This window comes from Paenibacillus thalictri (assembly GCF_004307995.1).
Lineage (GTDB): Bacteria > Bacillota > Bacilli > Paenibacillales > NBRC-103111 > Paenibacillus_AF > Paenibacillus_AF thalictri.
Genome location: NZ_SIRE01000007.1, coordinates 322,235 through 348,523 on the forward strand (window position 1 = coordinate 322,235; position 26,289 = coordinate 348,523).

20 protein-coding genes are annotated in these 26,289 nt (G+C 52.5%); all 20 read left to right on the forward strand.

Annotated features, from left to right (window positions below; translation table 11 throughout):
- Window position 1 precedes the first annotated feature (1 nt).
- Window positions 2-1,384: a (Fe-S)-binding protein gene (locus EYB31_RS11675; RefSeq protein WP_131013498.1), complete on the forward strand. Its 1,383-nt coding sequence runs from the start codon at window positions 2-4 to the stop codon at window positions 1,382-1,384.
- Entirely contained in the window at window positions 1,381-2,829 is a 1,449-nt protein-coding gene (locus tag EYB31_RS11680) for an FAD-linked oxidase C-terminal domain-containing protein (protein WP_131013499.1), read from the forward strand. The genes EYB31_RS11675 and EYB31_RS11680 overlap by 4 nt, the downstream gene beginning before the upstream one ends.
- 934 nt (window positions 2,830-3,763) lie before the next feature.
- On the forward strand, window positions 3,764-3,901 hold the full coding sequence (locus EYB31_RS40190) for a hypothetical protein (protein WP_165452360.1): 138 nt from the start codon (window positions 3,764-3,766) through the stop codon (window positions 3,899-3,901).
- Window positions 3,902-4,591: 690 nt separating this feature from the next.
- A complete protein-coding gene (locus tag EYB31_RS11685; RefSeq protein WP_240762328.1) occupies window positions 4,592-6,412 on the forward strand; it encodes a sensor histidine kinase in 1,821 nt (606 codons plus the stop codon).
- The gene (locus EYB31_RS11690) at window positions 6,390-7,175 is read left to right on the forward strand and encodes a response regulator transcription factor (RefSeq protein ID WP_131013500.1); all 786 of its coding nucleotides are present in this window, start codon (window positions 6,390-6,392) and stop codon (window positions 7,173-7,175) included. The genes EYB31_RS11685 and EYB31_RS11690 overlap by 23 nt, the downstream gene beginning before the upstream one ends.
- 449 nt (window positions 7,176-7,624) lie before the next feature.
- Window positions 7,625-9,631, forward strand: coding sequence for an ABC transporter substrate-binding protein (locus tag EYB31_RS11695; protein ID WP_240762330.1), 2,007 nt, complete (start codon window positions 7,625-7,627; stop codon window positions 9,629-9,631).
- 106 nt (window positions 9,632-9,737) lie between these two features.
- The gene (locus EYB31_RS11700; protein WP_131013501.1) at window positions 9,738-10,736 is read left to right on the forward strand and encodes an ABC transporter permease; all 999 of its coding nucleotides are present in this window, start codon (window positions 9,738-9,740) and stop codon (window positions 10,734-10,736) included.
- 36 nt (window positions 10,737-10,772) lie between these two features.
- The gene (locus tag EYB31_RS11705; RefSeq protein WP_131013502.1) at window positions 10,773-11,885 is read left to right on the forward strand and encodes an ABC transporter permease; all 1,113 of its coding nucleotides are present in this window, start codon (window positions 10,773-10,775) and stop codon (window positions 11,883-11,885) included.
- A 47-nt stretch (window positions 11,886-11,932) separates the two neighbouring features.
- Window positions 11,933-12,961, forward strand: coding sequence for an ABC transporter ATP-binding protein (locus EYB31_RS11710; RefSeq protein ID WP_131013503.1), 1,029 nt, complete (start codon window positions 11,933-11,935; stop codon window positions 12,959-12,961).
- Window positions 12,962-12,978: 17 nt separating this feature from the next.
- The gene (locus EYB31_RS11715) at window positions 12,979-13,995 is read left to right on the forward strand and encodes an ABC transporter ATP-binding protein (protein WP_131013504.1); all 1,017 of its coding nucleotides are present in this window, start codon (window positions 12,979-12,981) and stop codon (window positions 13,993-13,995) included.
- A complete protein-coding gene (locus EYB31_RS11720) occupies window positions 13,988-14,542 on the forward strand; it encodes an HAD family hydrolase (protein WP_131013505.1) in 555 nt (184 codons plus the stop codon). Before EYB31_RS11715 ends, EYB31_RS11720 begins: the two co-directional genes overlap by 8 nt.
- Before the next feature lie 74 nt (window positions 14,543-14,616).
- Entirely contained in the window at window positions 14,617-15,654 is a 1,038-nt protein-coding gene (locus EYB31_RS11725; RefSeq protein ID WP_131013506.1) for a LacI family DNA-binding transcriptional regulator, read from the forward strand.
- A gap of 198 nt (window positions 15,655-15,852) precedes the next feature.
- Window positions 15,853-16,911, forward strand: coding sequence for a Gfo/Idh/MocA family protein (locus EYB31_RS11730; RefSeq protein ID WP_131013507.1), 1,059 nt, complete (start codon window positions 15,853-15,855; stop codon window positions 16,909-16,911).
- Window positions 16,912-16,994: 83 nt separating this feature from the next.
- A complete protein-coding gene (locus EYB31_RS11735) occupies window positions 16,995-17,714 on the forward strand; it encodes a ThuA domain-containing protein (RefSeq protein ID WP_131013508.1) in 720 nt (239 codons plus the stop codon).
- Window positions 17,715-19,183: 1,469 nt separating this feature from the next.
- Window positions 19,184-20,248, forward strand: a complete 1,065-nt coding sequence (locus EYB31_RS11740; RefSeq protein WP_131013547.1) for an ABC transporter substrate-binding protein — start codon at window positions 19,184-19,186, stop codon at window positions 20,246-20,248.
- A gap of 32 nt (window positions 20,249-20,280) precedes the next feature.
- Window positions 20,281-21,114 carry a creatininase family protein gene (locus EYB31_RS11745; RefSeq protein WP_131013509.1) on the forward strand — a complete coding sequence of 278 codons (834 nt, stop codon included), beginning with the start codon at window positions 20,281-20,283 and terminating at the stop codon, window positions 21,112-21,114.
- A 405-nt stretch (window positions 21,115-21,519) separates the two neighbouring features.
- A complete protein-coding gene (locus tag EYB31_RS11750; RefSeq protein ID WP_240762332.1) occupies window positions 21,520-22,449 on the forward strand; it encodes an ABC transporter permease in 930 nt (309 codons plus the stop codon).
- Between the two features lie 15 nt (window positions 22,450-22,464).
- Window positions 22,465-23,337, forward strand: coding sequence for a carbohydrate ABC transporter permease (locus EYB31_RS11755; RefSeq protein ID WP_131013510.1), 873 nt, complete (start codon window positions 22,465-22,467; stop codon window positions 23,335-23,337).
- Between the two features lie 36 nt (window positions 23,338-23,373).
- Window positions 23,374-24,939, forward strand: coding sequence for an extracellular solute-binding protein (locus EYB31_RS11760; protein ID WP_131013511.1), 1,566 nt, complete (start codon window positions 23,374-23,376; stop codon window positions 24,937-24,939).
- A gap of 51 nt (window positions 24,940-24,990) precedes the next feature.
- Window positions 24,991-26,112, forward strand: coding sequence for an exo-alpha-sialidase (locus EYB31_RS11765; RefSeq protein WP_165452361.1), 1,122 nt, complete (start codon window positions 24,991-24,993; stop codon window positions 26,110-26,112).
- Window positions 26,113-26,289 lie beyond the last annotated feature (177 nt).

Genomic DNA, 26,289 nt, shown 5'->3' on the forward strand with positions numbered 1-26,289 from the left:
CATGTCGAACCCGGTAAATATGCGGCAGGCGGCGGCTTGCGCCGACGTTTCGCTGTTGAAGTCCAACTATAAATTCGAAGATGCTCCGGACGAAGCGAAGTTTTCTCAATGCGTGCACTGTGGCATGTGCCTCGAAGCGTGCCCCACCTACCAGCAGATGGGACTAGAGCCGCATTCTCCGCGCGGCAGGGTGTATTTAATCAAGTCCGTGGCTGAAGGTAAAATGGCTTTAAACGATTTTTTTGCCGATCCCGTGAATACGTGCCTGGATTGCCGGGCTTGTGAAACAGCCTGCCCTTCCGGCGTGCAGGTAGGCGCGCTGATTGAGGAGGCGCGCGGACAGCTGTTTAAAGCAGACCCGCCTTCGGGCGTGCCGGGTTTGGTGCAGGATATTTTTTTGCACAAGCTGTTCCCGTATCCGAAGAGACTTCAGCGTATGCATACGCTGCTTAAGGTTTATCAAAAATCGGGCCTGCAGTCGCTTGTCAGAAAAACAAAGCTGCTGAAGGTGCTTCCGGTTCATCTGCAGGAAATGGAAAGGGCTTTGCCGGCCGTCACGGCTTCGCCGGTGCTGCACCGTCTGCCCGAAGTGCTGCCGGCGTTCGGCGTGCGCCGCGCTCGTGTCGCGGTGCTGACGGGCTGCGTGATGGATGTAATGTTCAGCGATATTAACGAAGCTACGGTCAACGTGCTGCGTCAGAACGGCTGTGAAGTATGGCTGCCGCAGGGGCAGAGCTGCTGCGGCGCTTTGCATGTGCACGCGGGAGACCGGGATACGGCGAAGTCGCTGGCCCGCCGCAATATCGACGCTTTTTTGTCGGAGCAGATCGATGCCGTCATTATCAATGCGGCAGGCTGCGGCTCGACGCTGAAGGAATATGAGGAATTGCTGAAATATGATGAGGCGTACCATGGGAAAGCGGGGGAATTTGTCAATAAGGTGAAGGATGTCTCTGAATTTCTCGATAAGCTGGGTTTGATTCCGCCGCTTGGGGCAGTGGATTTGACGGTCACCTACCATGATGCATGTCATCTCGCTCATGCCCAAAAGGTGCGCACCGCTCCGCGGAAGCTGCTTGAGGCAATCCCGGGTTTGCGGCTTGTGCCGCTGCCGGATGCCGACCGCTGCTGCGGGAGCGCGGGCATCTACAACCTCACTCATCCCGATATGGCCGGGCAGCTGCTGGAGCGTAAAATGAACGATATTCCCGCAGGCTGCGATGCGGTGGCGATGGGCAATCCGGGCTGCATGATGCAGTTTCAGGTCGGCGTCGTACGGCAGAACCGTTCGGAAAGCATCGTGCATACCATACAGCTGCTGGACTGGTCGTACCGGGGGCTGAATCCGCTGGCGGCGGCGTCGGAGGGAGGGAACAAGGCATGAACGAGCAGGAACGTGCGGCGTTGATTTCGGCGATGACGGAGCTGCTTGGTGCAAGAGCGGTTTTGCACCGGTATGAAGATCTGCTTGCCTACGAATGCGACGGGTACACCATTCACAAGGGAATCCCCGGTGCGGTGCTGTTCCCGGCCAATACGGAGCAGGTGGCTGCCGCGGTCGGCTATATGCATCGTCACCGCATTCCGTTTATTCCACGGGGAGCGGGCACCGGTCTGAGCGGCGGGGCGACGGCGCTAAACGGAGAAGTTGTCATCAGCCTGGTGCGTATGAACAAGCTGCTGCATGTCGATTATTTGAACCGCAAGGCGGTCGTTCAGCCGGGATATATTAACCTGAAGTTGTCCAACTCGATTTCGAGCAAAGGTTATTATTACGCGCCGGATCCTTCGAGCCAGGCGGCCTGCACGATCGGCGGCAACGTCGGGGAAAATGCCGGAGGCGCGCATTGTCTAAAATACGGCGTGACGACCAACCACGTGCTTGGGTTGGAAATGGTGCTGCCAACCGGCGAGACGGTGCGCATCGGCGGCGTGCCGGACGCGCCCGGCTACGATCTGCTTGGCATTTTAACCGGCTCGGAAGGCACGATGGGCATCGTTACGGAAATTACGGTCCGGATCTTAAAGAAACCGCAAGCGGTCAAGACGGTGCTGGCGCTTTACGACGATGTGAACGACGCCAGTCTGGCCGTGTCCGATATTATCGCGGCGGGCATTGTGCCCGCGGCGCTGGAAATGATGGACCGCACCGCGATCGAGGGTGTTGAATCGGGCAATTACCCGGTCGGTTATCCGCGCGATTTGGGGGCCGTATTGATCGTTGAGGTGGACGGCATCGAAGCGGGACTGCAGCACCAGATCGATCAGGTGCTGGAAGTATGCCGCAAGCACAATGTCAGAGAGGTGCGTCAGTCGGTCAGTGCGGACGAGCGGGCGCGTTGGTGGGCCAACCGCAAAACCGCGTTTGGCGCGATGGGCACGATCTCGCCCGACTATCTTGTGCAAGACGGCGTCATTCCGCGCAGCACGCTGCCTGAGGTGCTGAACAAGGTGAGCGAAATCAGCCGCAAATACGGGCTGCGCATCGCTAACGTGTTTCACGCCGGAGACGGCAACTTGCATCCGCTGATCCTTTTTGATTCCCGTGTGCCCGGCCAGAAGGAGGACGCCGTGAAAGCCGGCTCCGAGGTGCTTAAGGCATGCGCCGACGCAGGCGGCTCGATTACTGGGGAGCATGGCGTCGGTATCGAGAAAAAAGAGGATATGCGGTTTATTTTGAACGATGAGGAAATCTCGCTGCAGCTGCGGCTGCGCGATGTGTTTAACGCCGACAATTTGTGCAACCCGGACAAAGTGTTTCCCCAGCCCGCCCGCTGCGTCGAGGTCAAGCGGTTTGTGGCCGCGTCTAAGGAGCCGGCGGCGGAATAAATGGGGGAGCGCCAGCAAGCCGCAAGCAGCGAGTCAAATGGCCGGGGCAGGCACAGGCCATTTGACGGCCGATTCGCGGGAGTCGGGAACAGCCGCTGCAATGCAGTTGCGAGGCGAGCGGGCGGTGACTGTCGGCATGTGCCAGGCATGTGCCCCATGCGCCCCATGCACCCTATGCACCCATGCGCTCCATGCGCCCTATGCGCCGGGTTAGCGATAAATGGCGGGTATGCGGATCGGGTATTGGCCGTATTAGCGCAATAGTATCGGGATTATGGCGTAAAGCTGAGTAAACCGGAACCATAACATGCTTGAACGCAGCAAATGAAGCGATTTCGATGCAACTTGATAAAAGTTGATCTTTGGCTGGCTGTATCTGACGGGTGTCCTCGTCTCTATGCTAGCCTGCGACTAGAATTATGCATGCGAACATCGCACTCCAAGGCTTACGGACAGGAGCGCCTCTATTTGGCAAAAAAATCGAGGTTATCATTTTTAACGGACAGGAGCGCTGTTATTTGCCCAAAAAATTCGGGGAAACCGCGATGGAAGGCGGAATAAGAGCGCTGGTGTCCGTTGCGTTTAGCAAACCTCAGATTTGCTTTACATAGCTGCGCCCATGTCCGTAAGAGGAGGGGGGCGGATTGGGTTCCGAATCGAAGAATGTGTCAGGAAAGAGTTTTTAGCGGAAAGCTGACCGAAAGGATGAGGTGGATTGGAACCCCGCCCCATCTCCATTCAACGCACTACAGCAACTCTGTGCACCAACAAAGCACCGTCCTGCGATTGTTAACCGGACGGTGTTTCTTTTTTTCGGCGGCTTTTCAATCGATTCAAGGCAATATGCGTTCATGGTAAACTGGTAGCAAATACCGTTTGACGGCAGCCCGCATGGAGCTTGTCAACATGAGGCGGGAGGTTTATCAACGTTCGGGTGGACGGCCTGCTGGGCGGCGTGTCGCAGACAAATCAGAGCGGAGAAGAGATCCAGCGCAGCGGCTACCGCGTGTTGTTTCAGATGGGCATGGGGTTGATGGCCCAGCTTGGCGCGGCGCTCGGGAAATTCCGCTAAACGGCTGTTGTTCATCCGTGAAAATGAACTGCGTGTACAATTGGCGAAGAGATCCGTAAGGGAATGCGCCAGCCCCACGGACAAAAACTTCCGTCATAGCGAAGCGCATTTTCCGTCATACCTGAAAATCGGGCCATTCATGAGGCAGGAAAGAAGGTTTTGTATGTCCGAAGCAACTTTATTTCCTTCCGGCGGAAAAGATTTTCTTTTTCCATTTCTGATTTGGTTCAAGTAAATAAAGACCTAGCGTTAATTTGCACTACCCCCCATTTTCTAACTTTGGGGTCACGCAAATTCACCGCTAGGTTTTTCATATTGAGCGAACGGCCGTCCCCTGTTACATTATAAGTACTGCAAGCAATCGGCGCGGAGCTGAGCGTAGTCCTACGCGCCGGGGTTCGACCGCTGCCATGCGGCAATAATAGCAACGATGGGGAGCTGGCCGTTGCCTGCGCGCCGGGGTTCGACCGCTGCTATGCGGCAATAATAGCAACGATGGGGAGCTGGCCGTTGCCTGCGCACCGGGGTTCGACCGCTCGTCATGTGGCAATAATGGCAACAATGGCGCGATGAGCGTTTCCCGGCGTGCCGGGTTCGAACGCCGCTTTGCGTCACTGGGACACTTGTGCGTGGGCGCGAGCGTAGAAGCTTAAGCCGTACACAGCCGTACACATAACGGGGGTATCGCGTTTGTTCATATCCAGACTGAGTCTGCGCAACAAAATCATGATCATCTTTTTGTTGCTGATCGCGTTTCCGCTTACGATACAAGGCATGATTACTTATTACGATTTCTCCTCTTCGCTGGAGCGCCGGACGGCGGATTACACGGTGCAGATTGCCGACCAGGTCAACCGCAACTTGGACCGGACGCTGATGGAGCTGCAGCGGCTTTCGCTGATGCCGCTGTACGACCAGCAGGTGCTGGCGATTCTCAGGCAGTATTCCCGGCCCGAGCTGCGGCAGCAGCGACCGACGCTGGAGGAGATGGAGAAGATGTCGCTGTTTATTTCCGGTGCGGCCTACAATCGGCCGGAGGTCAAGGGCATTCAGTTTATTACCGGCAGCGGCTACATTTTTTCCAACGTCGACCCGAACCTGATCAGTTTTTATATCGACCCGCAGAAGGAAAGCTGGTATCCGCGAGTCAAAGAAGCGGACGGGGCCTTTGTGGTTATTCCGACGCACGCGCCATCGTATTATTTTACCGCCCGGCAAAGCTATTTTTCCGTGGCCAGGCTGATCCGCGAACCCAATACGAACAACGTGTTGGGCATCATGAAAATCGACCTGAAGCTTGATGTTTTTATACAAATATTGGCAAATTTGAAATTTGAGGATCAAGGCAGCTTTATGGTGGTGAACGGCAGCAACGAGCTGTTTTTCGAGGAGAACAAAAACAGCTTTGCCGACAGCGGAGAACTGGTCCGCAGCGGACGTTTTCCGAATGAAACGCGGTCCGACACCATCGATATCAAAGGCAAAAAGGTGCTCGCCGTTGTCGATTATTCAGCTTATTCGGGGCTTAAGGTGATCAGTCTGATCCCAATTGAAACGCTGCTGAAAGAGACGATCCGGCTGCGCAACTTCACAATGGGGCTAGCCGCTGTATGCCTCATTACCGGAGGGCTGCTGGCGATTTATTTTTCCTACCGGATCACCCGTCCGCTGCTGAAGCTGAAGCAGAAGATGTTTCGCGTGGAGCAGGGCCATTTCAACGAAAGCGTGCCTGTCTTGTCTTATGATGAAATCGGGCAGCTCGGCAAAGGCTTTAACCGCATGGTGGAAGAAATCAACCGCCTAGTTAACGAGGTGTATGTGATCGGGCTGCGCGAGAAGGAAGCGGAGTTGGCTGCGCTGCAGAGCCAGATCAATCCGCATTTTATATACAACACGCTGGAGTCGATCAACATGATGGCCGTGCGCGGCAGAAATGCCGAAGCGTCGGAGATGGTAACCGCGCTGGGCAAGCTGCTGCGGTATACGGTGGACAAGTATGACCGGTACGTGCTGCTGGAAGAGGAACTAAACGCCACAGCTTCCTACGTCAAAATACTTCAGGTCCGCTACGGCGAAAGGCTGGAAGTGATTTTTGACATTGAGGAGGGGCTGCAGCGGGCTATGGTGCCCAAGCTGGTTTTTCAACCACTGGTGGAAAACGCGATATACCATGGGATCGGAGACCGCGAAGCGGGCGGTACCGTCTGGATTTCTGCGGTCCGATTCGAGGACGATCTGCTGCTTTCGGTCAGAGACAACGGGCGGGGGCTGTCTGAGCAGGAATTGGAACGGATCCGGCAGTCGCTCGCCGCTCCGGCTTATCCGTCTTCGGAACGCGGGGACCGGCCCAGACACGGTTTGGCGCTCCGCAATATTAGCCAGCGAATTGTTCTGATGTATGGCCCGACCTACGAGCTGCACATTGATGGCAGTTTGGGAGAAGGGACCGCCGTCACTTTGACGATTCCGGTTTCAATGGAGGAAAATCATGTACAAGCTGTTGATTGTTGAAGACGAAGAAGTTATCCGGGAGGGGCTCAAACATCTGATCGGCCAAATTTCGCGTGATTTTGTCATAGCCGGCGAGGCGTCCCATGGACAGGAGGCGCTGCGGTATTTGGAGAAGGAGCTGCCGGATGCGGTTATTACCGATATCCGTATGCGCGAAATGGACGGTCTGGCGTTAACCGGCAAAATCCGCGAGCGATATCCGAATATGCCGATTGTCATCATAAGCGGCTACAGTGAATTTGAATATGCGCGGCAGGCTTTGAAATTCGGGGTAACCGATTATTTGCTGAAGCCGATCGACCGTCTCGCGCTCGTAGCGGCATTGGACGAAGTGAAATCGCAGCTGGCAGGGCAGCGCGGCGCGCGAGTGAAACAACCGGATCCGACCGCTGAAGCCGAGCGCCGGGAGGAAGGCCAAGCGGAAATCAGAAGCCTGATCCGCAAGGTCAAGGAATATGTCGCAGCACGCCCGGACGGGGACTTGCGTCTGCAGGTGCTGGCGGAACACGTCCATCTGCACCCGTCTTATTTAAGCCAGCTGTTCAAAGCGGAGACAGGTTATAATTTCTCCGACTTCGTGACGGAGGTGAGGCTGGAAAGAGCCAAACACCTGCTGCGGACGACTGGCCTGAAAGTGTATGACATCGCCCGCTTATCCGGTTACCAAAGCCCGAAGCATTTCATGCTGGTGTTCAAACAGCAGACAGGGCTTACTCCAGGCATGTATAGAGAGCAGTACGGAGTGGAGAACGGGGCAGACTAGTCCATTTAGGTTCAGGTAAATTTTGAGAAAAATGGTATTGCATTATGGATGCAACCCATGTACTATATAAATAAAACGCTTACAATTCCATAAAAAGCTTATTAAACCGATTTAATAGACCTGTGAATTTGTTGTTCTGGTTTATTAAACCGATTTAATGCTCTTTTATGAATTGGGTGTTACCAAACAAACAACAGGTGCTTCCGCTTCCAGTGACATGATTGAAGGTGGTTTTAAAAGCGCTTTTTTTGTTGCACACAATTAAACCGGTTTAATAAACAAAGGGGGTGTCCTTCGGAGCTTGCATGCAATAGCCGAAATCATCGTACATACGGGGTATAGGGTTAACAACTGTCATGCGTCGACGCGCATCGCGTTGAGCGTAACACGAGGTACCGAAAGTTGAAATTTGCCAGCGTATTCAAGGTTAAACTAGGGAGGGATTATGCTTGAGAAAAAGCAAATTGCTTATGGTTTTAATGCTTATTTGTTCGATTGGCCTTGCCGCATGCGAGGAAAGCGAAGCGACAAAAGCTGCCCAGAAGGCGGCGAAATCGACGCCCGCTCCGGCGGCCGCTTCCACCCCGGCTCCCGCCGGGGCAGCCGCCAGCACGCCTGCTGCTGCACCAGCCCAAACGGATGGCTACAAGGAAGCTCCGATGCTCAGCAAGCTGGTCGCAGCCGGCACGTTAAAGGCGGTGGCCGACCGATTGCCGGCTAAGGACGATATTATGGTCGAGCCTGTCTTGGAGGAGGTCGGGCAATACGGCGGGGACTGGAAGCTGCCGTGGAAAGGTCCGGACGACCGTTGGGTTGTCGGCCAACCGACCGAGGAACCGCTTTTCCGGTTCAGCAAGGACGGCAGCAAGGTCGAGCCAAACGTGGCTAAGGGCTACGATGTGAACAAGGATTCGACCGAATTTACGATTTATTTGCGCAAGGGCATGAAATGGTCGGATGGACAGCCGTTTACGGCCGACGACGTGCTTTTTTATTGGGAGCACATGTTGACCAAAGAAACGTTTGGCAAAAAGATATACGACGCTTATTATTCGGTCGACCCTGTGTCCGGGGAAAAAGCGCTGGCTAAAGTGACCAAGGTGGACGATTACACGTTTAAGGTCACGCATAAATATCCGAGCGTGCAGTTTTTGGAGCGCGTGGCGATCGACAACAAATGGTTTTTCGCTCCGGCACACTTCCAGAAAACGATTCTTCCCGAGTTTGTCGGCGAAGACAAAGCGCTGGAAATCGCCAAGAAGTGGGGTTTCGCCGATGTTAAATCGTTCCTGGTCGCCACCGGTTATTATTATTGGGTGAACCCGCAAATCCCGACACTCCGGGCATGGGTAGCCAAAAACGATCCGAATAGCGACCAGTTTATTATGGAGCGCAACCCGTATTACTGGAAAGTCGACAAGCAAGGCAACCAACTGCCTTACATCGACCGCATCGTGGCCAGCAAAGTTCAGGACCCGGCGCAAAGGGTGCTTGGCGCGCTCGCCGGCAACTTCAATCTGCTGGATTTTGGCTTCAAGGACTTTACGATTCTGAAGGAAAACGAGAAAAAAGCCGATTTCCGGGTGCTGCAGTGGTCCGAGCCGAACTGGTCAAGCGCGGGCATCCAACTGAACCAGACGACGGAAGATCCGAAAATGCGCAAGTTGTTCCAAGACGCGAAGTTCAGGGAAGCATTGTCCGTCGCCGTCGACCGCAAGGAAATATCGGAGATCATGACCAACGGCCTCGGCGCGGCACAACAAGCTTCCGTACCGGAAGGACTTGTCGGTTACCAGAAGAGTTGGGGAGAGCAGTGGAGCGCCTATAACCCGAACCGCGCAAACCAACTGCTTGACGAGCTTGGACTGACCACACGCGACAAAAACAACTTCCGACTGAACGCGGACGGTTCCGACGTGACGTTGACGGTTATTGAGCCGGGCACGGATAATATGCCTTTCCTTGAGCTTTTTAAGAAATATGTAGAAAAAATCGGACTTAAAGTGGACATTAAAATCGTCGATAAGGGCACCCATCACGACATGACTTATGCCAACAAAGTGCCGATTACAACGGAAAATATTTCGCTTGTCAACGTGGCTTACCGCCCGGATACGCTGGTTCCGCTGCGGGTGCTGACGCCATGGAGCATCGGTTACGGCCAATATTCGCAGTCCGGCGGCAAGGAAGGCGTCAAACCGGAGGGCGACGTTGCCCAGATTTTCGAATATTGGAACAAGCTCAAAGCGGCTTCCACCAAAGAGGAGATCAACAAATGGGGCGAAGAGATTATCAAGCTCCATCAAAAAAATCAATGGGTCATCGGTTACGCAGGTCCGACTCCCAAGCTGATCGTCGCTTCGAATAAATTCCACAACGTGCCGAAGGATTTAATTTTCTGCGACGAATTCCGCAGCATCGGCCACGGTCATCCGGCGCAATTTTTCATCAAGTAACAAGTCCGGGGCGCGGGACAGGGGACGGGAATAGACATGTGAAGCGAAGCCCCGTTCCCTTCCGCTTCGCTTGGGCTTGAGAATAAGCCGAGAGGATGAGTCAGACATGCTTCAGTACATTATTAGAAGAGTGGTTCTCGTAATTCCCGTCGTGATCGTCATTTCGGCGATTGTGTTCTACATCATCCAGCTTCCTCCGGGAGATTACGTTTCGAGTTATGCGGCCAAAATGTCCGTCGCCGGTGATGTGATGTCGCAGGAGGATATGGCGGCGATGAGAGCCAGCTTGTATCTCGATCAGCCGTGGTACGTTCAATATGTGGTTTGGATGAAAAATATCGTGATGCATTTCGATTTCGGCTACTCGTTTAATTTCAACAGACCCGTGCTTGATGTCATCGGACAATATATGCCGTTGACATTGATCGTTTCGCTGGTCACGATGGCGTTTACGTATTTTGTCGCCATTCCGGTCGGCATTTATTGCGCGGTCAAGCAATATTCGGTGGGCGACTACATTTTTTCGGCGCTGGGATTTCTCGGCATGGCGACACCGCACTTTCTGCTGGCGATTATTCTGATGTATTTATCCTACGTGTATTTCGGCGATCCGCTGCTCGGGTTGTTCTCAGGCGAATATGCCGATGCGGCGTGGTCGATGGACAAATTCATCGATTTGCTGAAGCATATGGCGATCCCGGTTGTCGTGATCGGGCTGGCGAATACGGCGGAGCTGATCCGCGTCATGAGGGGGCAAATGCTGGACGAATTAAACAAACCTAACGTCGTGACAGCAAGAAGCAAAGGTTTGTCGGAGGCGAAAATTTTGTTCAAATACCCAACGCGGGCCGCCATGAACCCGATTATCAGCACGATCGGCTGGTCGTTGACTTCGATTTTTACCGGTTCGACGGTAACGGCGATTGTGTTGAACTTGCCGATTCAAGGCCCAGTCATGTATAACGCCTTGTTGGGGCAGGATATGTATTTGGCCGGCACATGGCTGCTGTTTATGGCGGTGCTGACCGTGCTGGGGACGCTCATTTCCGATATATTGCTCGCTTGGCTCGATCCGAAAATCCGTACGGAATTCAGAGGTATGTAGCTTATGAAAACGATATCGGTGCCGGTTGGCAGTAGAATGAAACACAGAAAACCCAAGAAAAACGCGGATACGCAGTACAGCTCCCAATGGCGGCTGATGTATGTGAGGCTGAAAAAACATAAGCTGGCCCGCATCAGTTTGTTTATTCTTGCTTTCCTGTACCTGCTCGCTCTGTTTGCCCAATTTATCGCGCCTTACGATTTGCAAAGTTATGACAGCAAATACGTCAACTCGCCTCCGATGAAGCTGAAATGGATCGACAAGGAAGGCAAGTTCCATCTGATGCCGTTTGTCAACGGGCTCAAATCGGGCCGCGATCCGGTCACGCTGCGCAAAATGTTTATGCCCGACGAGGATGCCGTATACCCGCTTCGATTGTTTGTGCAAGGGGAAAGTTACTCCTTCCTGGGGTTGTTCACGACCAAAACGCATTTATTCGGCGTCGACGAGCCGGGCCGGGTGTTTATGTTCGGCACGGACGGCATGGGCCGGGATTTGTTCTCGCGTATCTTGCTGGGCAGCCAAATCTCGCTCAGCATTCCGCTGATTGGCGTGTCAATCAGCTTTGTGCTTGGACTTTTTATCGGCGGGGTATCGGGGTATTTCGGCGGCTGGATCGATTCGCTCATCCAGCGGGCAATCGAAATTATCCGCTCGTTCCCGACGATTCCTCTATGGATGGCGCTGTCGGCGGCGATTCCGCCACGCATCCCGGTCGTCACGATGTATATCTATATCGTCATCATTTTTGCCTTTATCGGCTGGACGGAGCTGGCCCGCGTAGCGAGAGGCAAGTTCATATCGCTGAAAAACGAAGAATACGTGCTGGCAGCCCAAATCGCCGGCGTCGGTCCGGCAAAAATTATCGTCAGGCATCTGATCCCGGGTTTCATCAGTTACCTGGTCGTTTCGACGACGCTGGCGATACCCGGCATGATTCTCGGCGAGACGGCGATGAGTTTCCTTGGGCTCGGCATCCGCGCTCCCGCAACCAGCTGGGGTGTGCTGCTGCAGGAAGCCCAGCAAATCGACAACGTCGCTTTGTATCCGTGGAAGTTAATACCGCTGCTGTTTGTCATTGTGACGGTGCTGACCTTTAACTTTCTGGGAGACGGCTTGCGCGACGCCGCCGATCCTTATAAGAAATAGAAACCGTATAAGAAATAAACCTAATGAGAAACCAAGGAGGAATGGCGATGGCAGCCCATGCTTCTCCGGCACAATCGGAACAGCCGCTTTTGTCCATCCGGGATTTGAAAATCCGCATATCGATGGATACCGGGGAACTAAGCGCCGTGGACGGCGTCAATCTCGATATCCGCAAAGGCACTACGCTGGGGCTTGTCGGCGAATCCGGCTGCGGCAAAAGCTTGACCAGCAGAGCGATTATCGGCATTAATCCGAAGGAGTGCGAAACGTCGGGACAAATCGTATACCGTTCCTCCTCCGGCAAAGAGACAAACCCGATCGACCTGCTGTCGCTGTCTCCGAAAAGCAAGCAAATCCGCTCTATTCGCGGCCGCCAGATCGCGATGATTTTTCAGGAGCCGATGACGGCGTTCTCGCCGATGTATACGATCGGCAATCAAATCATGGAAGCGATTAGGATCCACCGCACCAAAAACAAACAGGAGGCCAAGCGCATTGCGCTGGAGATGTTAAGCAAGGTGGGCATCTCTGACCAGGAGAAGCGGTTTAACCAATATCCGCACGAGTTTTCCGGCGGTATGAGGCAGCGGGCGATGATTTCGATGGCCTTGTCCTGCAATCCGGAGCTGCTCATTGCCGATGAGCCGACTACGGCGCTGGATGTGACGATTCAAGCCCAGGTGCTGGAGCTGATGAGGGGGCTGCAGAAGGAATTTGGCATGGCTATCTTGCTTGTGACGCACGATTTGGGCATCATCGCGGAGATGTGCGACGAAGTCGCCGTCATGTATTTGGGCAAAATCGTCGAGCAGGCGCCGGTGGCGGACATTTTCGCCAATCCCAAGCATCCATATACAAAAGGCCTGCTCAGGTCGATGCCAAGAATGGGCACAGGCAAGCAAACCCGGCTGGAATCGATTGAAGGCACGGTTCCGATTCCGACGAATATGCCGCCGATGTGCGGGTTTTACGAGCGCTGCCCCGACCGAATCGAAGGATTGTGCAACCAGCGCTCCGTGCCGGAAACGCAGATTGCCGATCATCACAAGGTGAGATGTTTCCTGTATCAGGAGTAAGATAAGGAGTGTGCCCGATGTCCAAACCAATACTGCAGGTAAGCCGTCTGAGCAAAAACTTTCGCGTGAAATCGGATAAAAAGCTGTTCGGCAAGCCGACGGAAATCAGGGTGCTCAGCGATATTTCGTTCGAACTGTACGAAGGCGAAACGCTCAGCATCGTCGGCGAGTCGGGCTGCGGCAAGACAACCTTGGGGCGGTGCCTCGTGAGGGTCATGGACGCTTCTTCCGGTGAGGTGGTGTACCATGCCGATGGCGGGGAGCAGGTGGATTATTTAAAGCTGCGGGGCAAGCAGTACAAAAAGTACAGGCCCGATATTCAGATGATCTTCCAGGACCCTTATTCGTCATTAAGCCCGCGGATGAGCGTCTACGATATCATCTCCGAACCACTGCTGGCCAGCTTTAAGTTGTCCCGGGCCGAGGTGGACGAGAAGGTCACGGAAATCGCGCAAAAAACCGGGCTGAACGTCAGTTATCTGCGGCGTTATCCGCACGCCTTCTCCGGCGGTCAACGGCAGCGCATCGCGATTGCCAGATCGCTGATTTCCAATCCGAGGCTGATCGTGTGTGACGAAGCCGTGTCGGCGCTCGACGTGTCGATCAAAGCGCAAATTATTAATTTGCTCAAGGATTTGCAGGAGCAGTTGAAAATTACGTACATTTTCATCTCTCACGATTTGTCGATTGTGCAGAACATCTCCGACCGGGTCGCCGTCATGCATCTGGGCAAAATCGTCGAGCTGGCGCCGGTGGAGTCGCTGTTTGCGCAGCCCAAGCATCCTTATACCGAAGCGCTGCTGTCGGCCGTACCCGAACCTGATCCGATGCGCAAAAAAGAGCGCATCATTCTTGAAGGCGAGGTCCCGAACCCGGCGCATCCGCCGAGCGGCTGTCATTTTCATCCGCGGTGTGCTTACCGCACGGACGCATGTATGAAGCAGGAACCGGAGCTGCAAGCGATGGGAGACGGTCATTACGCCGCTTGCCATTATGCAAGCGAATTACAATTGCGGGGTGTTGCATATGAATGAACCGAAAAAGTTAATTATCTTTTTGGATAGCGGCGATACGATTATCGACGAAGGTACGGAAATCCGCGACGAACACGATGTTGTTGTACAGGCAAATGTCATTCCAGGCGCCGACGTGATGGTGCGGACGCTGGCCGAACGGGGTTTTACGCTTGCGCTTGTGGCCGACGGGCTGGCGCAGTCGTTTAAGAACATTTTGACCCAAAACGGGGTGTACGATTATTTTACGACGATGATTTATTCGGAGCCGATTAAAGCCCACAAGCCAAGCCCGCGGATGTTTAAGGCGGCGATCGGGGCGCTGGATCTCAGCGAAAGGGATATTCCGCGAATCATCATGGTCGGCAACAATTTGAGCCGGGATATTAAAGGGGCCAATGTGATGGGTATTACAAGCGTGTTCCTGGACTGGACGCCGAGGTATCCGAAAACGCCCGCCGACGACAGCGAAATACCGGACTACACGATCAGCGAACCGCTGGAATTGATCGAATTGGCCGAGCGGCTGAACCGCGAGCTGGAGCGGGCCGAAGAAGAAGTAAGTTAGGTTACATAAATTGAATAGATCGAAGGATCAGGCGGCCGAATGGTACGTTCAATTTATATAGCGAGCATGAAGGGATGTTTCAAGAAATGGCCAAAATTGACGATGTGGCAAGATTAGCCAATGTCTCGAAAGGAACCGTATCCAACGTATTCAGCCAGAAAAGACCGACCAGCAAAGAAGTAACCGAGCGTGTGCTGAGCGTCTCCAAAGAGCTGAATTATACGCCCAACCATATTGCGCGAAGCCTGGTCACGAAAAAAACGCAGGCCATCGGCCTGACAATCCCTCACGGCAATTTCTTTTTTAGCGCTTTCCATCATCAATTCATCAACGGAGTTATTCTGGAGGCGTCCCGGTACGGATTCCGGGTGCTGCTGGACATGATTCCACAGCAGGAAGTCAAGACGCCGTTTTTGTCCAATTACCCGATTGACGGGGCGGTTGTGATGAGTCCCGCCGTGGAGGATGAGCGCATCCGGCTGCTCGACGCGAAGAATATCCCGTTTGTCGCCATCGGCAAGGTGATGAACGGCGGTATCGGCAGCTCCCTTAGCGTGGATAGCGACAATCGGAAAATCATCGGCGATATATGCCGTTATTTAATTAAGCTGGGCCACCGGAGCATCATGTTTCTGAACGCCGGCGAACAGATGACCGTATCCAAGGAACGGAAAAATGGTTTCGTGCAGACGCTTGCCAGCCAGCGGATCGAGGTGGAGGAGTATATGATCCATCATAAGCCGGCGATCGACGCCAGCGATTATTTGAACTACGGTTACAAAGAAACGGTCAATGTACTCAAGCGGCTGGACAAAAAGGTGACGGCAATTATCGCCGACGACGACCGGACCGCCTTCAGCGCGATGAATGCGCTTAAAGATCTGGGGCTGAACGTGCCGCACGATATTTCGGTTTTTGTCATCTGCGGCGATCTTTCCATCATGCACCAGTCGTCGCCGTCGCTCACTAGTATGGATCTGCAGCCATCGGAGCTGGGCATGCAGTCGGTGAAGCTGCTGATGCACCGGCTTGGGGTGTTGAAGGGAAGTTACCCTGAGCAGGTCATTGTGGAGAGCCGGATTGTGGAGCGAAACTCGTGTGTGCCGATATAAGTTTGTTTTGGGCATCTATTGGGCGCAAATCCGGGCAATTCCGGACTGTTTCGAAGCGATAGAAGGGGAGCCAAGGTACCAGAGGGCCTAGGGGGGGCTGCATATCGGTCGCCATTCCTCACGCAGCATAAGCAAAGCTGTCCCGGCATTCCTTTTACAAAGTCATTTTTACTAAAGCAAATTTCTAGGAGGAAACCAATGAGTAAAATATGGAAAGCAGGAATTATCGGGCTTGGCGGCATCGGCGAGCACCACATGGGGAATTGGCTGAAAATCCCGAATACGCAAATTGCCGCCATCTGCGACGTAAACAAGCAGGCGGTCGAGAAAACGGGCGAGCGGCTGCAGCTGCCGCCCGGCAAGCGATATACCGATTACGAGCAGCTGATCGCCGACAGCGATGTCGATGTTGTCATTTCCGGGACGTCCAACAACATTCACTTTGACGTACTCAAAAGTGCCATCGAGCATAACAAGCCGATTTTTTCGGAGAAGCCGTTTACCCGCACGATGGAGGAAGCGGAGAAGCTGATTGGCCTGTATCACCAAAAGCCGGTGCCTTGCGTGATCGGTTTCTCCTACCGCTACCGGCCCTGCTTTCAATATGTGAAACGGCTTGTGGAGCAAGGAACGCTGGGGAGGATCCGGCACATCGCCGCCCATTATTTGCAGGAGGAAAATGCGCCGATGTTCGAAAAAGGCTACAGCTGGCGCTTCAGCAAAGAGCTGGCCGGCACCGGGGTGCTGGCGGATATCGGCTCGCATATGATTGATGCTGCGCGTTTTTTTGTCGGCGAATTTATGACTGTGAATGGCATGATGACAACGTTTGTCGAGGAGCGGCTGGATCCCCGCACAAACGAGCGGGTGAAGATCGACGTGGACGATTTTGCAGGGTTTCAGGGCGTGCTGGAGGGTGGCGTTATGGGAACGTTTTATACCCATAAAAATGCGATTGGCACCGGCAACCAGTTTAACGTTACGTTATTCGGGGATTTAGGTACGGCGCGGATTGCGGTGGAGAAGCCGTTTGAAGTATCGCTGACGATGCGGGACGGCGAACGCGGGCAGCTTGTAGAGAAGACGGTGCATCTGGACGGGGCGGACGTGAAGCCGCTGCTTCAGGATTTTATCGAGTATGTGGAGAATGGCAGCGGTTCGGCTTTTCTTCCTACCCTGACGGACGGCTATAAAAACCAGCAGGTGCTGCAAATGATTATCGACTCGGCGCAAGATGGCGTTACCCGTTCAAGATAATGAAGCAGGTTAATCACATAAGGAGCTTCTCTCACTTGCATGCGATTGTCCTGGATAACGGAGAAAAAAAGGAGTGTAAAGCGATGATCAACGTAACGATTTGGAATGAATTTATTCAGGAGCAAAGAAAACCGGAGGTCGCCAAGGTATATCCCGACGGGATTCACGGCGCCATTGCGGCAGGAATCCGGCAGGACGATTTTGCGATCAGAACGGCTACCTTTCATGAGCCTGAGCACGGCTTGACGGAAGAGGTGCTGGCGGCGACGGATGTGCTGATTTATTGGGGGCATGTCGACCATGCCGGATTCCAGGATCAAGTGATCGAGCGGATTTGCAAAAGGGTACACGAAGGAATGGGGCTGATCGTGCTGCATTCCGGCCATCATTCCAAAATGTTCCGCAAGCTGATGGGCACTTCATGCGACCTGCTATGGCGCGAAGCGGACGAGAAGGAGCGGCTGTGGGTCATTGATCCGTCCCACCCGATTGTCGAAGGCATCGGCCCGTACATCGATTTGCCGGAGGAGGAAATGTACGGGGAGCATTTCGATATTCCCGTACCCGATGAGCTTATCTTCGTCAGCTGGTTTGCCGGCGGAGAGGTGTTTCGCAGCGGCTGCACGTACCGCAGGGGACAGGGGAAAATTTTTTATTTCCGCCCCGGACACGAGTCTTATCCGACTTATCACAACAAGGAGATCCATCGCGTGATCGCCAATGCCGTCAAATGGACGGCGCCGGTGCAGCGGCAGCGGACGTTTTACGGGCATCATGAAGCGCTGGAGCCGATCGGGAAATAAATTGCTGCAATAAGCGGCTTATAACATGAAAAAGGGACCTGGCAGAGATGAAGTGACTCGATTGTTAGACACATCTAACAATAGGGGACGGTTCATTCCAGCCAGGTTTTTCTTTTGTTCGAAATCAAATAGTCGGAATAAACCGCGCTTGCTTTACGGAAAAGAATTTCCGTCCTAGCGAAGCGCAGTTTCCGTTATAACTGAAATAGGGCGATCCGCAGGGCTGGAAAGAAAGTTTTGTATGTCCGAAGCAAATAAGTTTCCTTCCGACGGAGTAAAGTTTCTTTTCTATAGTCATACCGCGGATTCACTACACCTGCAAAGAAACGACACTGCTCCGGCAAAGGAAATAGTTTCTTTGCGCGATGGAGCGGGAGTTTTCCAGGGGGGATGGGCGGCATTAGCCCAATGTTGTCAGGATATGAAGTCGGTTGACTAAGTATCGTCACGGGAATGATCAAGCTTTTTTATGCATCGTGACCCGTTTCGGGAAGAGAACCCCTCAGGGTGGATAATGGACTGAGTGAGACTGTCGGTTCATTGTGCAACCCAATCCATTATGCTCCCCCAAACGTTGGGGAAGCTCCCAATCGTTGTGCATCGCCCAACGTTGGTGAAGCCCCTCTCTCTTACGGACATGGGCGCAGCTATATAAACCAAATCTGAGGTTGGCTGCATGTAACGGACACAGTCGCTCTTATTTGGCCTACCATCGCGGTTTCCCCGGCTTTTTTGGGCAAATAAAGGCGCCGGTGTCCGTTAAAAATGATAACCTCGAATTTTTTGCCACATAGAGTCGCTTGTGTCCGTTAGCGTTGGAGCGTGCCGTTCGCATGCATAAAGCCAACCAGAGCGACAAGGATGTCCGTTACAGACAGACAGCTAGCGAACAACCAACTTTCATCCACTTTGATCAAGTTGAATCGAAATCGCGTCATTTGCTGGGCTCAAGCATGTTGTGGTTCATGCATGTTATGGTTCGGCTTATTCCATAAACCCGATACGATCGCGCTAATGCAGCCAATACGAGATCTGATTACCTGCCATATATCATTCCAACGTTCGCGATCCCAAGCGTGCTTTGCGGCGGACGGTCGAACCCCGCTATCCTGACAACATGAGCATTAGCCGGTCTTTATGATATTGTGTTATGTGTATGTTATTTAAATTAACAAAATGTAATAAAAAGTATAGCGGATTAATTCACCCCTAAAATTGAGTGTACTTTTCGATTCGTATGGAATAATTCGATAAATAGACTTATACGAAAATAAAGTAGGTGTATGAAGTTCTATTTATACAAAAATATTCGAAATTATCTTCGAATTATTAAATTTGCTATTGTAAAATCAGTCTGGATTATGTTATTTTTAAATTACATTTATGTTATATAATATAACATAAAGGAAAAGAGAAAAATATCGGATAAAGCGAGGGAGTTTATGATGGGGAAAGGGAAAAAGATTTCGATGCTGTTGTTTGCATTATCATTGTCGTTGGTGGCCGGCTGCGGTTCCGGCGGTGCCACAACCGAGCCGGCGGCGGCAAAGGAGACGCCTAAACCCGCTGCGGCGGCGAATGCGCCTGCCCCAGCGGCGGCTAACACGCCTGCTCCTGCCCCGGCATCGGCACCAGTAAAAGCGATGACTCCGGTAAAGCTGATTGAAGGCTGGTACGCCAAAGGCGAAGATGGCGGATACTTTGCGGCGCTGCAGCAAAACTATTACAAAGACAGCGGAGTGGAGATGACGATTCAGCCGGGCGGTCCGCAGGTTTCGGCGGTGCAATTGGTCGCATCCGGCAAAGCGGATTTCGGCATCTCGTATGCGGACGATATTTTGAAAGCAAGAGAGCAGGGCATTCCGATCGTCGGGCTGCTGACCGCATTTCAATATACGCCGCAAGTGCTGATGTTTCATCCGGGCGAAGCGATCAAAAGCTTCGAGGATTTAAAGGGACGGTCGGTTTATTTGACCCCCGGCGTATTGTATTGGGAATTCATTAAGAAGAAATACAAGCTGGATACGGTGAAGGAGTTTAATTATACCGGTCAGCTCGTCAATTTCATTAACGATAAAAAGTCGCTGAACCAAGGTTACGTTACCAATGAGCCGTACGCTTTAAAACAGCAAAATATCGACGTGTCTTTCCTAAAGGTCGCCGATTCCGGATATGCCAACTATGCCGACGTATTGTTCGCCACCGAGGATTACATTGCCAAACATCCCGACGTCGTTGAAGCGGTAGTTAAAGCAAGCCAGAAGGGATGGGGTTACTATCTCGACAATTATAAGACGGTCAATCCGTTTATTCAGCCGTACAACCCCGATATGAAGGTGGAAGCGATGGATTACGAAGGGGAACATGAGCGGGAATATATTTTGACGGAAGAAACAAAAGCCAAAGGTATCGGTTACATGACACAGGAACGCTGGAAAACGATTCAGGAGCAGATGCTTGATCTGGGGGCGCTGAAGAAAGAGCAGGATGTCAGCAAGGCGTTTACGACAAAGTTTCTACAAATCAAACCGTAGATGATGACTTAAGCCAAAGGAGGAGTATGGTTATGTTTCAAAGATATGAAGGTATCGCCTGGGAACAGCGGTTTTTGCCGCGCTTGTCTTATAAGCAGATTGAAGAGCTGCCGAAGGAAAATGCCCTTGTCGTTCTCCCGGTTGGAGCCGTGGAGCAGCATGGATCGCATCTGCCGGTCATGACCGATTCGCTGATCGGAGAAGCGCTGCTGACGCAAGCGCTGGAACGGCTGGAACGAAGCGCCCAGGTGTGGGTAATTCCTCCGGTTTCATATGGCAAAAGCAACGAGCATATCGGGTTTGCGGGAACAATCGCTTTATCTTCGCTTACATTGCAGCATGTCATTATGGATATCGCCCAAAGCTTGCATCTCAGCGGTTTTCGCAGGCTGCTGCTGTTTAATTCGCATGGCGGCAATCAGGATCTGCTGAATCTGGTGGCGCGCGAAATTCGAATCGCTACCGGGATGACCGTCTTTTATATGATGCCGCACAGCTTGGACAGTTTGTCGGATCTGCTTACGGAAGAAGAGGTCGCCTACGGCATTCACGGGGGCGATTCGGAAACTTCAATTGTCAAAGCGGTGAAGCCGCATTGGGTGCGCGACGAATTGGCGGTCCGGGACATCCCGAGCACGGCGGCTTATGAATTTCTCACCTTGGAGGGAGGCATCCGCTTCGCCTGGAAAATGTCCGACATCTCCGCTTCCGGTGTAGCGGGAGACGCTACGCTGGCTACTGCGGAGAAGGGGCAGATCATTATCGACCGGCTCTGCGGCATTTTGTCCAGGGCGCTGGTGGAACTGTGCTCCTTCACTATCTCCGATATGCAACGGCCTGCCCCGCAGCCGCCGGTGAAGCTTTAAGCAAACGGCCGGAGCGCGCACCGCTCGCACCCCTCGGCACGGTCTTTCGCTGCATGACAGCGGTCGGTCGATCACATGAAGATACCGGAGATAGGACCGGCGGCTGAGCAGCTGGAATTTTTTCAGCGGTACGATCCGTAGAATACTACCCATACACAACTATAAAAGACGTTGATGCGCATCCCGCATCGATGTCTTTTTTCTATATGGGGAGTGATGTGCGAAAATTGAGCCAGGTAGAAATTTGAGCGGTATGCGGGAAGTGGGAAATTTGAGCCGTTTTGTGCCGGATTGATCGTTGTACGGCTGACCGGGCCGGGCTATAGTGTAGATGGGCGAGTGAGCTGATCATCCGCGAAGGCAAATGTAAGGGCTTCCGGGAGAATCGAAAGGGGGGAGAAGCCGGTGCGGGCAAACGCAACTCACACGAAAGTATCGATGATAAGGAGGTCGATTTATCAAAGCAGACATTTCTATTTGATGTTTCTGCTGCCGTTTCTGTACTATTTTATGTTCCACTATGTTCCGATGTATGGGGTCATTATCGCTTTTAAAGATTACAACGTATTTCAAGGCATCATGAACAGCCCTTGGGTAGGCACAAGGTATTTTGAGAAGTTTCTGACAGACCCGTATTTTTATAAAATATTCAAAAATACGTTGTTGATCGGCATCTACCATATCTTGTTTTCGTTCCCGGCTCCGATTGTATTGGCTTTATTGTTTAACGAGCTGACGCATCTGGGATTTAAACGGCTGGTGCAAACCTTCAGCTATTTGCCGCATTTTCTGTCCACTGTCGTGGTGGCGGGTATGATCGTCAATTTTTTCGCTTATAACGGGATCGTCAACAATGTGCTCGGAAAACTCGGCATAACGCCCGTCCATTTTCTCATGCTGCCCGAATGGTTCCGGTCCATCTATATCAGCTCGGAAATATGGCAAAGCGTCGGTTGGGGGGCCATTATTTATCTTGCCGCTCTAACTTCGGTTGATCCGCAGCTTTACGAAGCGGCCAAAATCGATGGGGCAAACCGCTGGAAGCAGATGCTGCATATTACGCTGCCCGGCATCGCGCCGACCATTATTATTTTATTCATCTTTAACTGCGGCTCGGTGATGTCCGTTTCGTTCGAGAAAATACTGCTGCTGTACAACGGTTCCAATGCGGCTGCATCGGATGTCATTCCGCTTTACGTATACCGGCGCGGCCTGGTGGCCAGCGATTTCAGCTACGCGACGGCGGTAGGCTTGTGCAATTCCTTGATTGCGCTGTTCTTCCTTGTTTCGGCCAATAAACTCAGCAAAAAAGTAAGCGAAACGAGCCTGTGGTAATGGAGGTGACAATCTATGATACGCAAATCATTTGGCTCGCGGTTATTCGATGGGTTGAATTACGTTTTTATGGCGCTGCTGGTTTTTCTGACATTGTATCCGCTTTATTATTTGCTTGTCGTATCGCTGAGCGACGGCGTTGCCGCGAGCAAAGGTATCGTTTATTTCTGGCCGTCCGGCACCAATATAGAAGCGTATAAACTGTTGCTCGGCGATAAGTCGATCATCCGGGCGTACGGAAATACGCTGCTGTATACAAGCGTTGGTACAGCGGTTAACATGATGATGACGATATTATGCGCGTACCCTCTGTCCAAGAAGGAATTTTACGGCAGATCGGGGTTTACGGTGATGATAGTCATTACGATGTTTTTCAGCGGCGGGCTTATTCCCAGCTACTTGCTGATCAATCAACTGGGGCTGCTTAATTCGATGTGGGCGGTTATTTTGCCCGGGGTGGTCAGCGCTTGGAATATGTTTATCATGCGCACTTCGTTCCAGGGGATTCCGGGCGAAATATTTGAGTCGGCCAAAATCGACGGGGCTAACGAGTGGCTGACGCTGCTGCGGATCGTACTGCCGGTATCCGTTCCGATGATGGCGACAATCGCGATGTTTTATGCGGTAGGACATTGGAACAGCTATTTTCCGGCATTGATTTATTTAAACGAAAAAGCCAAGTTTCCACTGCAAATACTGCTGAGAAGCCTTGTCGTCGAAGGCGATATGGCTGCCCAAGCGCAGGAATTGTCCGGCGCCGGAGCGATAACGACACTTAACATCAAATACGCGATCATTATTATTGCGATATTGCCCATTCTGCTTGTCTATCCGTTTATCCAGAAATATTTTGTCAAAGGCATTATGATCGGCTCTTTAAAAGGTTAGTCCGCACCGTGTTTCATTATATGGAGGTGACTGTTAATGAGGAAAAAAACAATCGTTTCCGCTTCTTTATCCGTATGTTTAACTTCGGGGATGCTGATTGGCTGCTCGGCGGGCCAGGACGGCAAGGAAGCTATGCCGCCTGAAGTGAAGAAAGACGGGACACAGCAGGTGAAGAAAGAGTTGACGCTGAATATATTGCGGTGGGAGCACCCGTCGCAAGCGGTCAAGCAGGATACGCCGGTGATTCGCGAAATTTTCAAAAGAACGGGTGTAAAGGTGAAGGTGGAATCCGTACCGCAGAGCGGGTACACGGACAAGAAACGGGCCTTAATCGCTACAAACAATATACCTGACGTGATTTTGGTCAATCAGGCCGATTTGAATGAGTTTGGCAGTACGGGTATTTTTCTTCCGATCTCCGATTATTTGGATAAGATGCCGAATTTTCAGAAAGCGATTCAGGAGAACCCGGAAATTAAAAAGCTGTATGTGAACGGTAAATTGTACGGGTTCCCGACTACAGCCCAGAACAACTGGCAGTACGGCAAAGCGCTGATGATGCGGACGGATATTTTGAAAAAGCTGAATTTGGCCGCACCAACCACGTTTGATGAATTGTATAACGTGCTCAGGGAAATGAAAAAAGCATATCCGGACTCCTATCCGTTCTCCAGTCGCGGCCTTTCATTCCTGGATGCCTTTGCGTTTGGCATGGGCGGCGGGTACGGCATTTATTTCGATCCGGACGTTGATGGCGGCAAGTATGTATACGGTACGAATAAACCGGCATTTAAAAAGGTGCTGACGTATTTAAACAAGCTGTACGAAGAAAAGCTGTACGATCCCGACTTCGCCGTATTAAATACGCAGACCTGGGGAGAGAAAAACAACACGAGCAAGTCGTTTTTTATGTACGACAACAACAGCTTTGCGCTTAATTATAACGCGGCTTTGCAGCAGAGCGGAAATAAAGACGCGCAATTTGATTATATCCCTTATTTGAAAAACGACAGCGGCAAATCCAGAGGATTCCTGTACCCGCGCGGCTGGCTGAACGATATTTACGCGATCAGCTCGAAGGTGAAGGATCCCGAAGCGATCATCAAGTTTTACGATTGGTTGTACAGCCCAGAAGGCGTGGAAGTATCAAACTTCGGCATTTTGGGAGAGACGTACTCCAACGTAAACGGCGATTTGAAAATGAAAGACGATGTGATCGAAAAATATAAAACGGCCGCCGATCTAGTGCGCACGATGCAGTCGGATGTTGGAGCAGGGTACTTGGCGTTGTCCCCGAAGGTGGATGAACGGCCGCTGATCCAGATGCTTGATCCGCTTACGGTCTCGTGGATTGATAAAATCAAAAAAGATCCGGGTGCTTATGTGTGGCCGGCGCTGACACCGAGTCTCAACAAAGATGAAAGCAACCAGCTGAAGGAAATTACCTCGCAAATTTCGCCGATCGAACAAGATGTCGTGAAATTTATTATGGGTGCAAAGCCGCTGAGCGAGTTTGACGCATTCGCCAGCCAGCTGGAGAAAGCCGGAGCCCCCAAACTGGAGAAAATATACAACGACGCGCTGAGCCGGGTAGCTAAGTAAGTTGGCTGAGAAGCGCCGGAAATGAGGATTTTAAAAAGGAGCGAAAAGATAATGGGATCTTCAATTACAAACAATTACCCTCAGGGGCAGATCACTCATCTGGAAGTTGAACAAGCGACGATTTTCCAACCGGGAAGCGATCAGGATTGGACGTATTCGCATCATCAGCACGTAGTTTTTTATCGCGGCAAATTATATGCGATCTGGTCAAACGGCCGTGTGAACGAAGACGATACCGGACAGCGGGTGATGATGTCGACTTCCGCCGATTTTCATCATTGGTCGGCGCCGTTACCGCTGCTTGATTCGCAGGACGGCGAATACGGCGAATGGGTATATACGGCTGCGGGCTTTCATGTGCACGGGGAGAAACTGATCGCCTATATCGGGCAATACGAATATAAGCCGGAGCATCTTTCCGATGGCGTGCGGAACTCAAAGACGGACGCCGGTCATATCCGCACCGGCTTGCTGGCCATGGCGACAGAAGACGGCGAGCACTGGAGCGAACCGGTCGATCTGGGCCTACGGATTGTGCCCAATCACGGGCCTCAGCGCACTTCGTCAGGCAGGCTGATCATTAGCGGAAATATCAGCTACCCGTACACCGAGGATCCGGAAGGGCTTTCCGGTTGGAGAGCAACCGGCATTTACGCAGCCGAATTGGAGAGCGAGATGGTCGACGATTCGGAATACATCCATGTGCTGCCTCCAAAGATGGGATGGCCGACCATGCTGTGCGAAGGATCGTTTTATCAGACGGACGACGGTAGACTGAATATGCTGCTGCGCAGCAAGGAGCGGAGGTTGTGGCTGACGACCAGCGACGACGACGGCGCAAGCTGGAGTGCCCCGGAACCGACATTATTTCCCGACAGCAATACGAAGTTTCACTTTGGCCGCTTACCGGACGGACGGTTTTATTATGTCGGCAGCCCGGTTCCGGACGGGCGGCGGAATCCGCTTGTGTTGTCGGTTTCGTCCGACGGGATCTCGTTTGACCGCCATACCGTCTTGTGCGACGCGCCTTGCGAGCGAAAGTTCGAGGGGATGCACAAGGGAGGAGACTATGGCTATCCGCATTCCATGATACATGACGGGTGGCTGTATGTGATATTTTCCGTAACCAAAGAACAAGTTCATATTGTTCGCGTGCCAATCGCTGCGGTATAATCAGCAGAAGTAATCACGCCGCAGTAATCACGCCGCAGTAAAGCGAGGCTCACAAAGCCAAGCGTCAGCGATGGCAAGTGCGACAGGCGTGGGCTCGAGGCACACAGGCGCTCCCCGCGTCATCGCGCCGAAGTAAAGCGCGGAGCACAAAGCCAAGCGCTAGCGAAGGCATTGCGA

What these genes read in the sequence shown, in the direction of transcription:
- EYB31_RS11675 (WP_131013498.1), top strand. Translation starts at nt 2, where the DNA reads ATGTCGAACCCGGTAAATATGCGGCAGGCGGCGGCTTGCGCCGACGTT.
- EYB31_RS11680 (WP_131013499.1), top strand. Translation starts at nt 1,381, where the DNA reads ATGAACGAGCAGGAACGTGCGGCGTTGATTTCGGCGATGACGGAGCTG.
- EYB31_RS11690 (WP_131013500.1), top strand. Translation starts at nt 6,390, where the DNA reads ATGTACAAGCTGTTGATTGTTGAAGACGAAGAAGTTATCCGGGAGGGG.
- EYB31_RS11700 (WP_131013501.1), top strand. Translation starts at nt 9,738, where the DNA reads ATGCTTCAGTACATTATTAGAAGAGTGGTTCTCGTAATTCCCGTCGTG.
- EYB31_RS11705 (WP_131013502.1), top strand. Translation starts at nt 10,773, where the DNA reads ATGAAACACAGAAAACCCAAGAAAAACGCGGATACGCAGTACAGCTCC.
- EYB31_RS11710 (WP_131013503.1), top strand. Translation starts at nt 11,933, where the DNA reads ATGGCAGCCCATGCTTCTCCGGCACAATCGGAACAGCCGCTTTTGTCC.
- EYB31_RS11715 (WP_131013504.1), top strand. Translation starts at nt 12,979, where the DNA reads ATGTCCAAACCAATACTGCAGGTAAGCCGTCTGAGCAAAAACTTTCGC.
- EYB31_RS11720 (WP_131013505.1), top strand. Translation starts at nt 13,988, where the DNA reads ATGAATGAACCGAAAAAGTTAATTATCTTTTTGGATAGCGGCGATACG.
- EYB31_RS11725 (WP_131013506.1), top strand. Translation starts at nt 14,617, where the DNA reads ATGTTTCAAGAAATGGCCAAAATTGACGATGTGGCAAGATTAGCCAAT.
- EYB31_RS11730 (WP_131013507.1), top strand. Translation starts at nt 15,853, where the DNA reads ATGAGTAAAATATGGAAAGCAGGAATTATCGGGCTTGGCGGCATCGGC.
- EYB31_RS11735 (WP_131013508.1), top strand. Translation starts at nt 16,995, where the DNA reads ATGATCAACGTAACGATTTGGAATGAATTTATTCAGGAGCAAAGAAAA.
- EYB31_RS11740 (WP_131013547.1), top strand. Translation starts at nt 19,184, where the DNA reads ATGCTGTTGTTTGCATTATCATTGTCGTTGGTGGCCGGCTGCGGTTCC.
- EYB31_RS11745 (WP_131013509.1), top strand. Translation starts at nt 20,281, where the DNA reads ATGTTTCAAAGATATGAAGGTATCGCCTGGGAACAGCGGTTTTTGCCG.
- EYB31_RS11755 (WP_131013510.1), top strand. Translation starts at nt 22,465, where the DNA reads ATGATACGCAAATCATTTGGCTCGCGGTTATTCGATGGGTTGAATTAC.
- EYB31_RS11760 (WP_131013511.1), top strand. Translation starts at nt 23,374, where the DNA reads ATGAGGAAAAAAACAATCGTTTCCGCTTCTTTATCCGTATGTTTAACT.
- EYB31_RS11765 (WP_165452361.1), top strand. Translation starts at nt 24,991, where the DNA reads ATGGGATCTTCAATTACAAACAATTACCCTCAGGGGCAGATCACTCAT.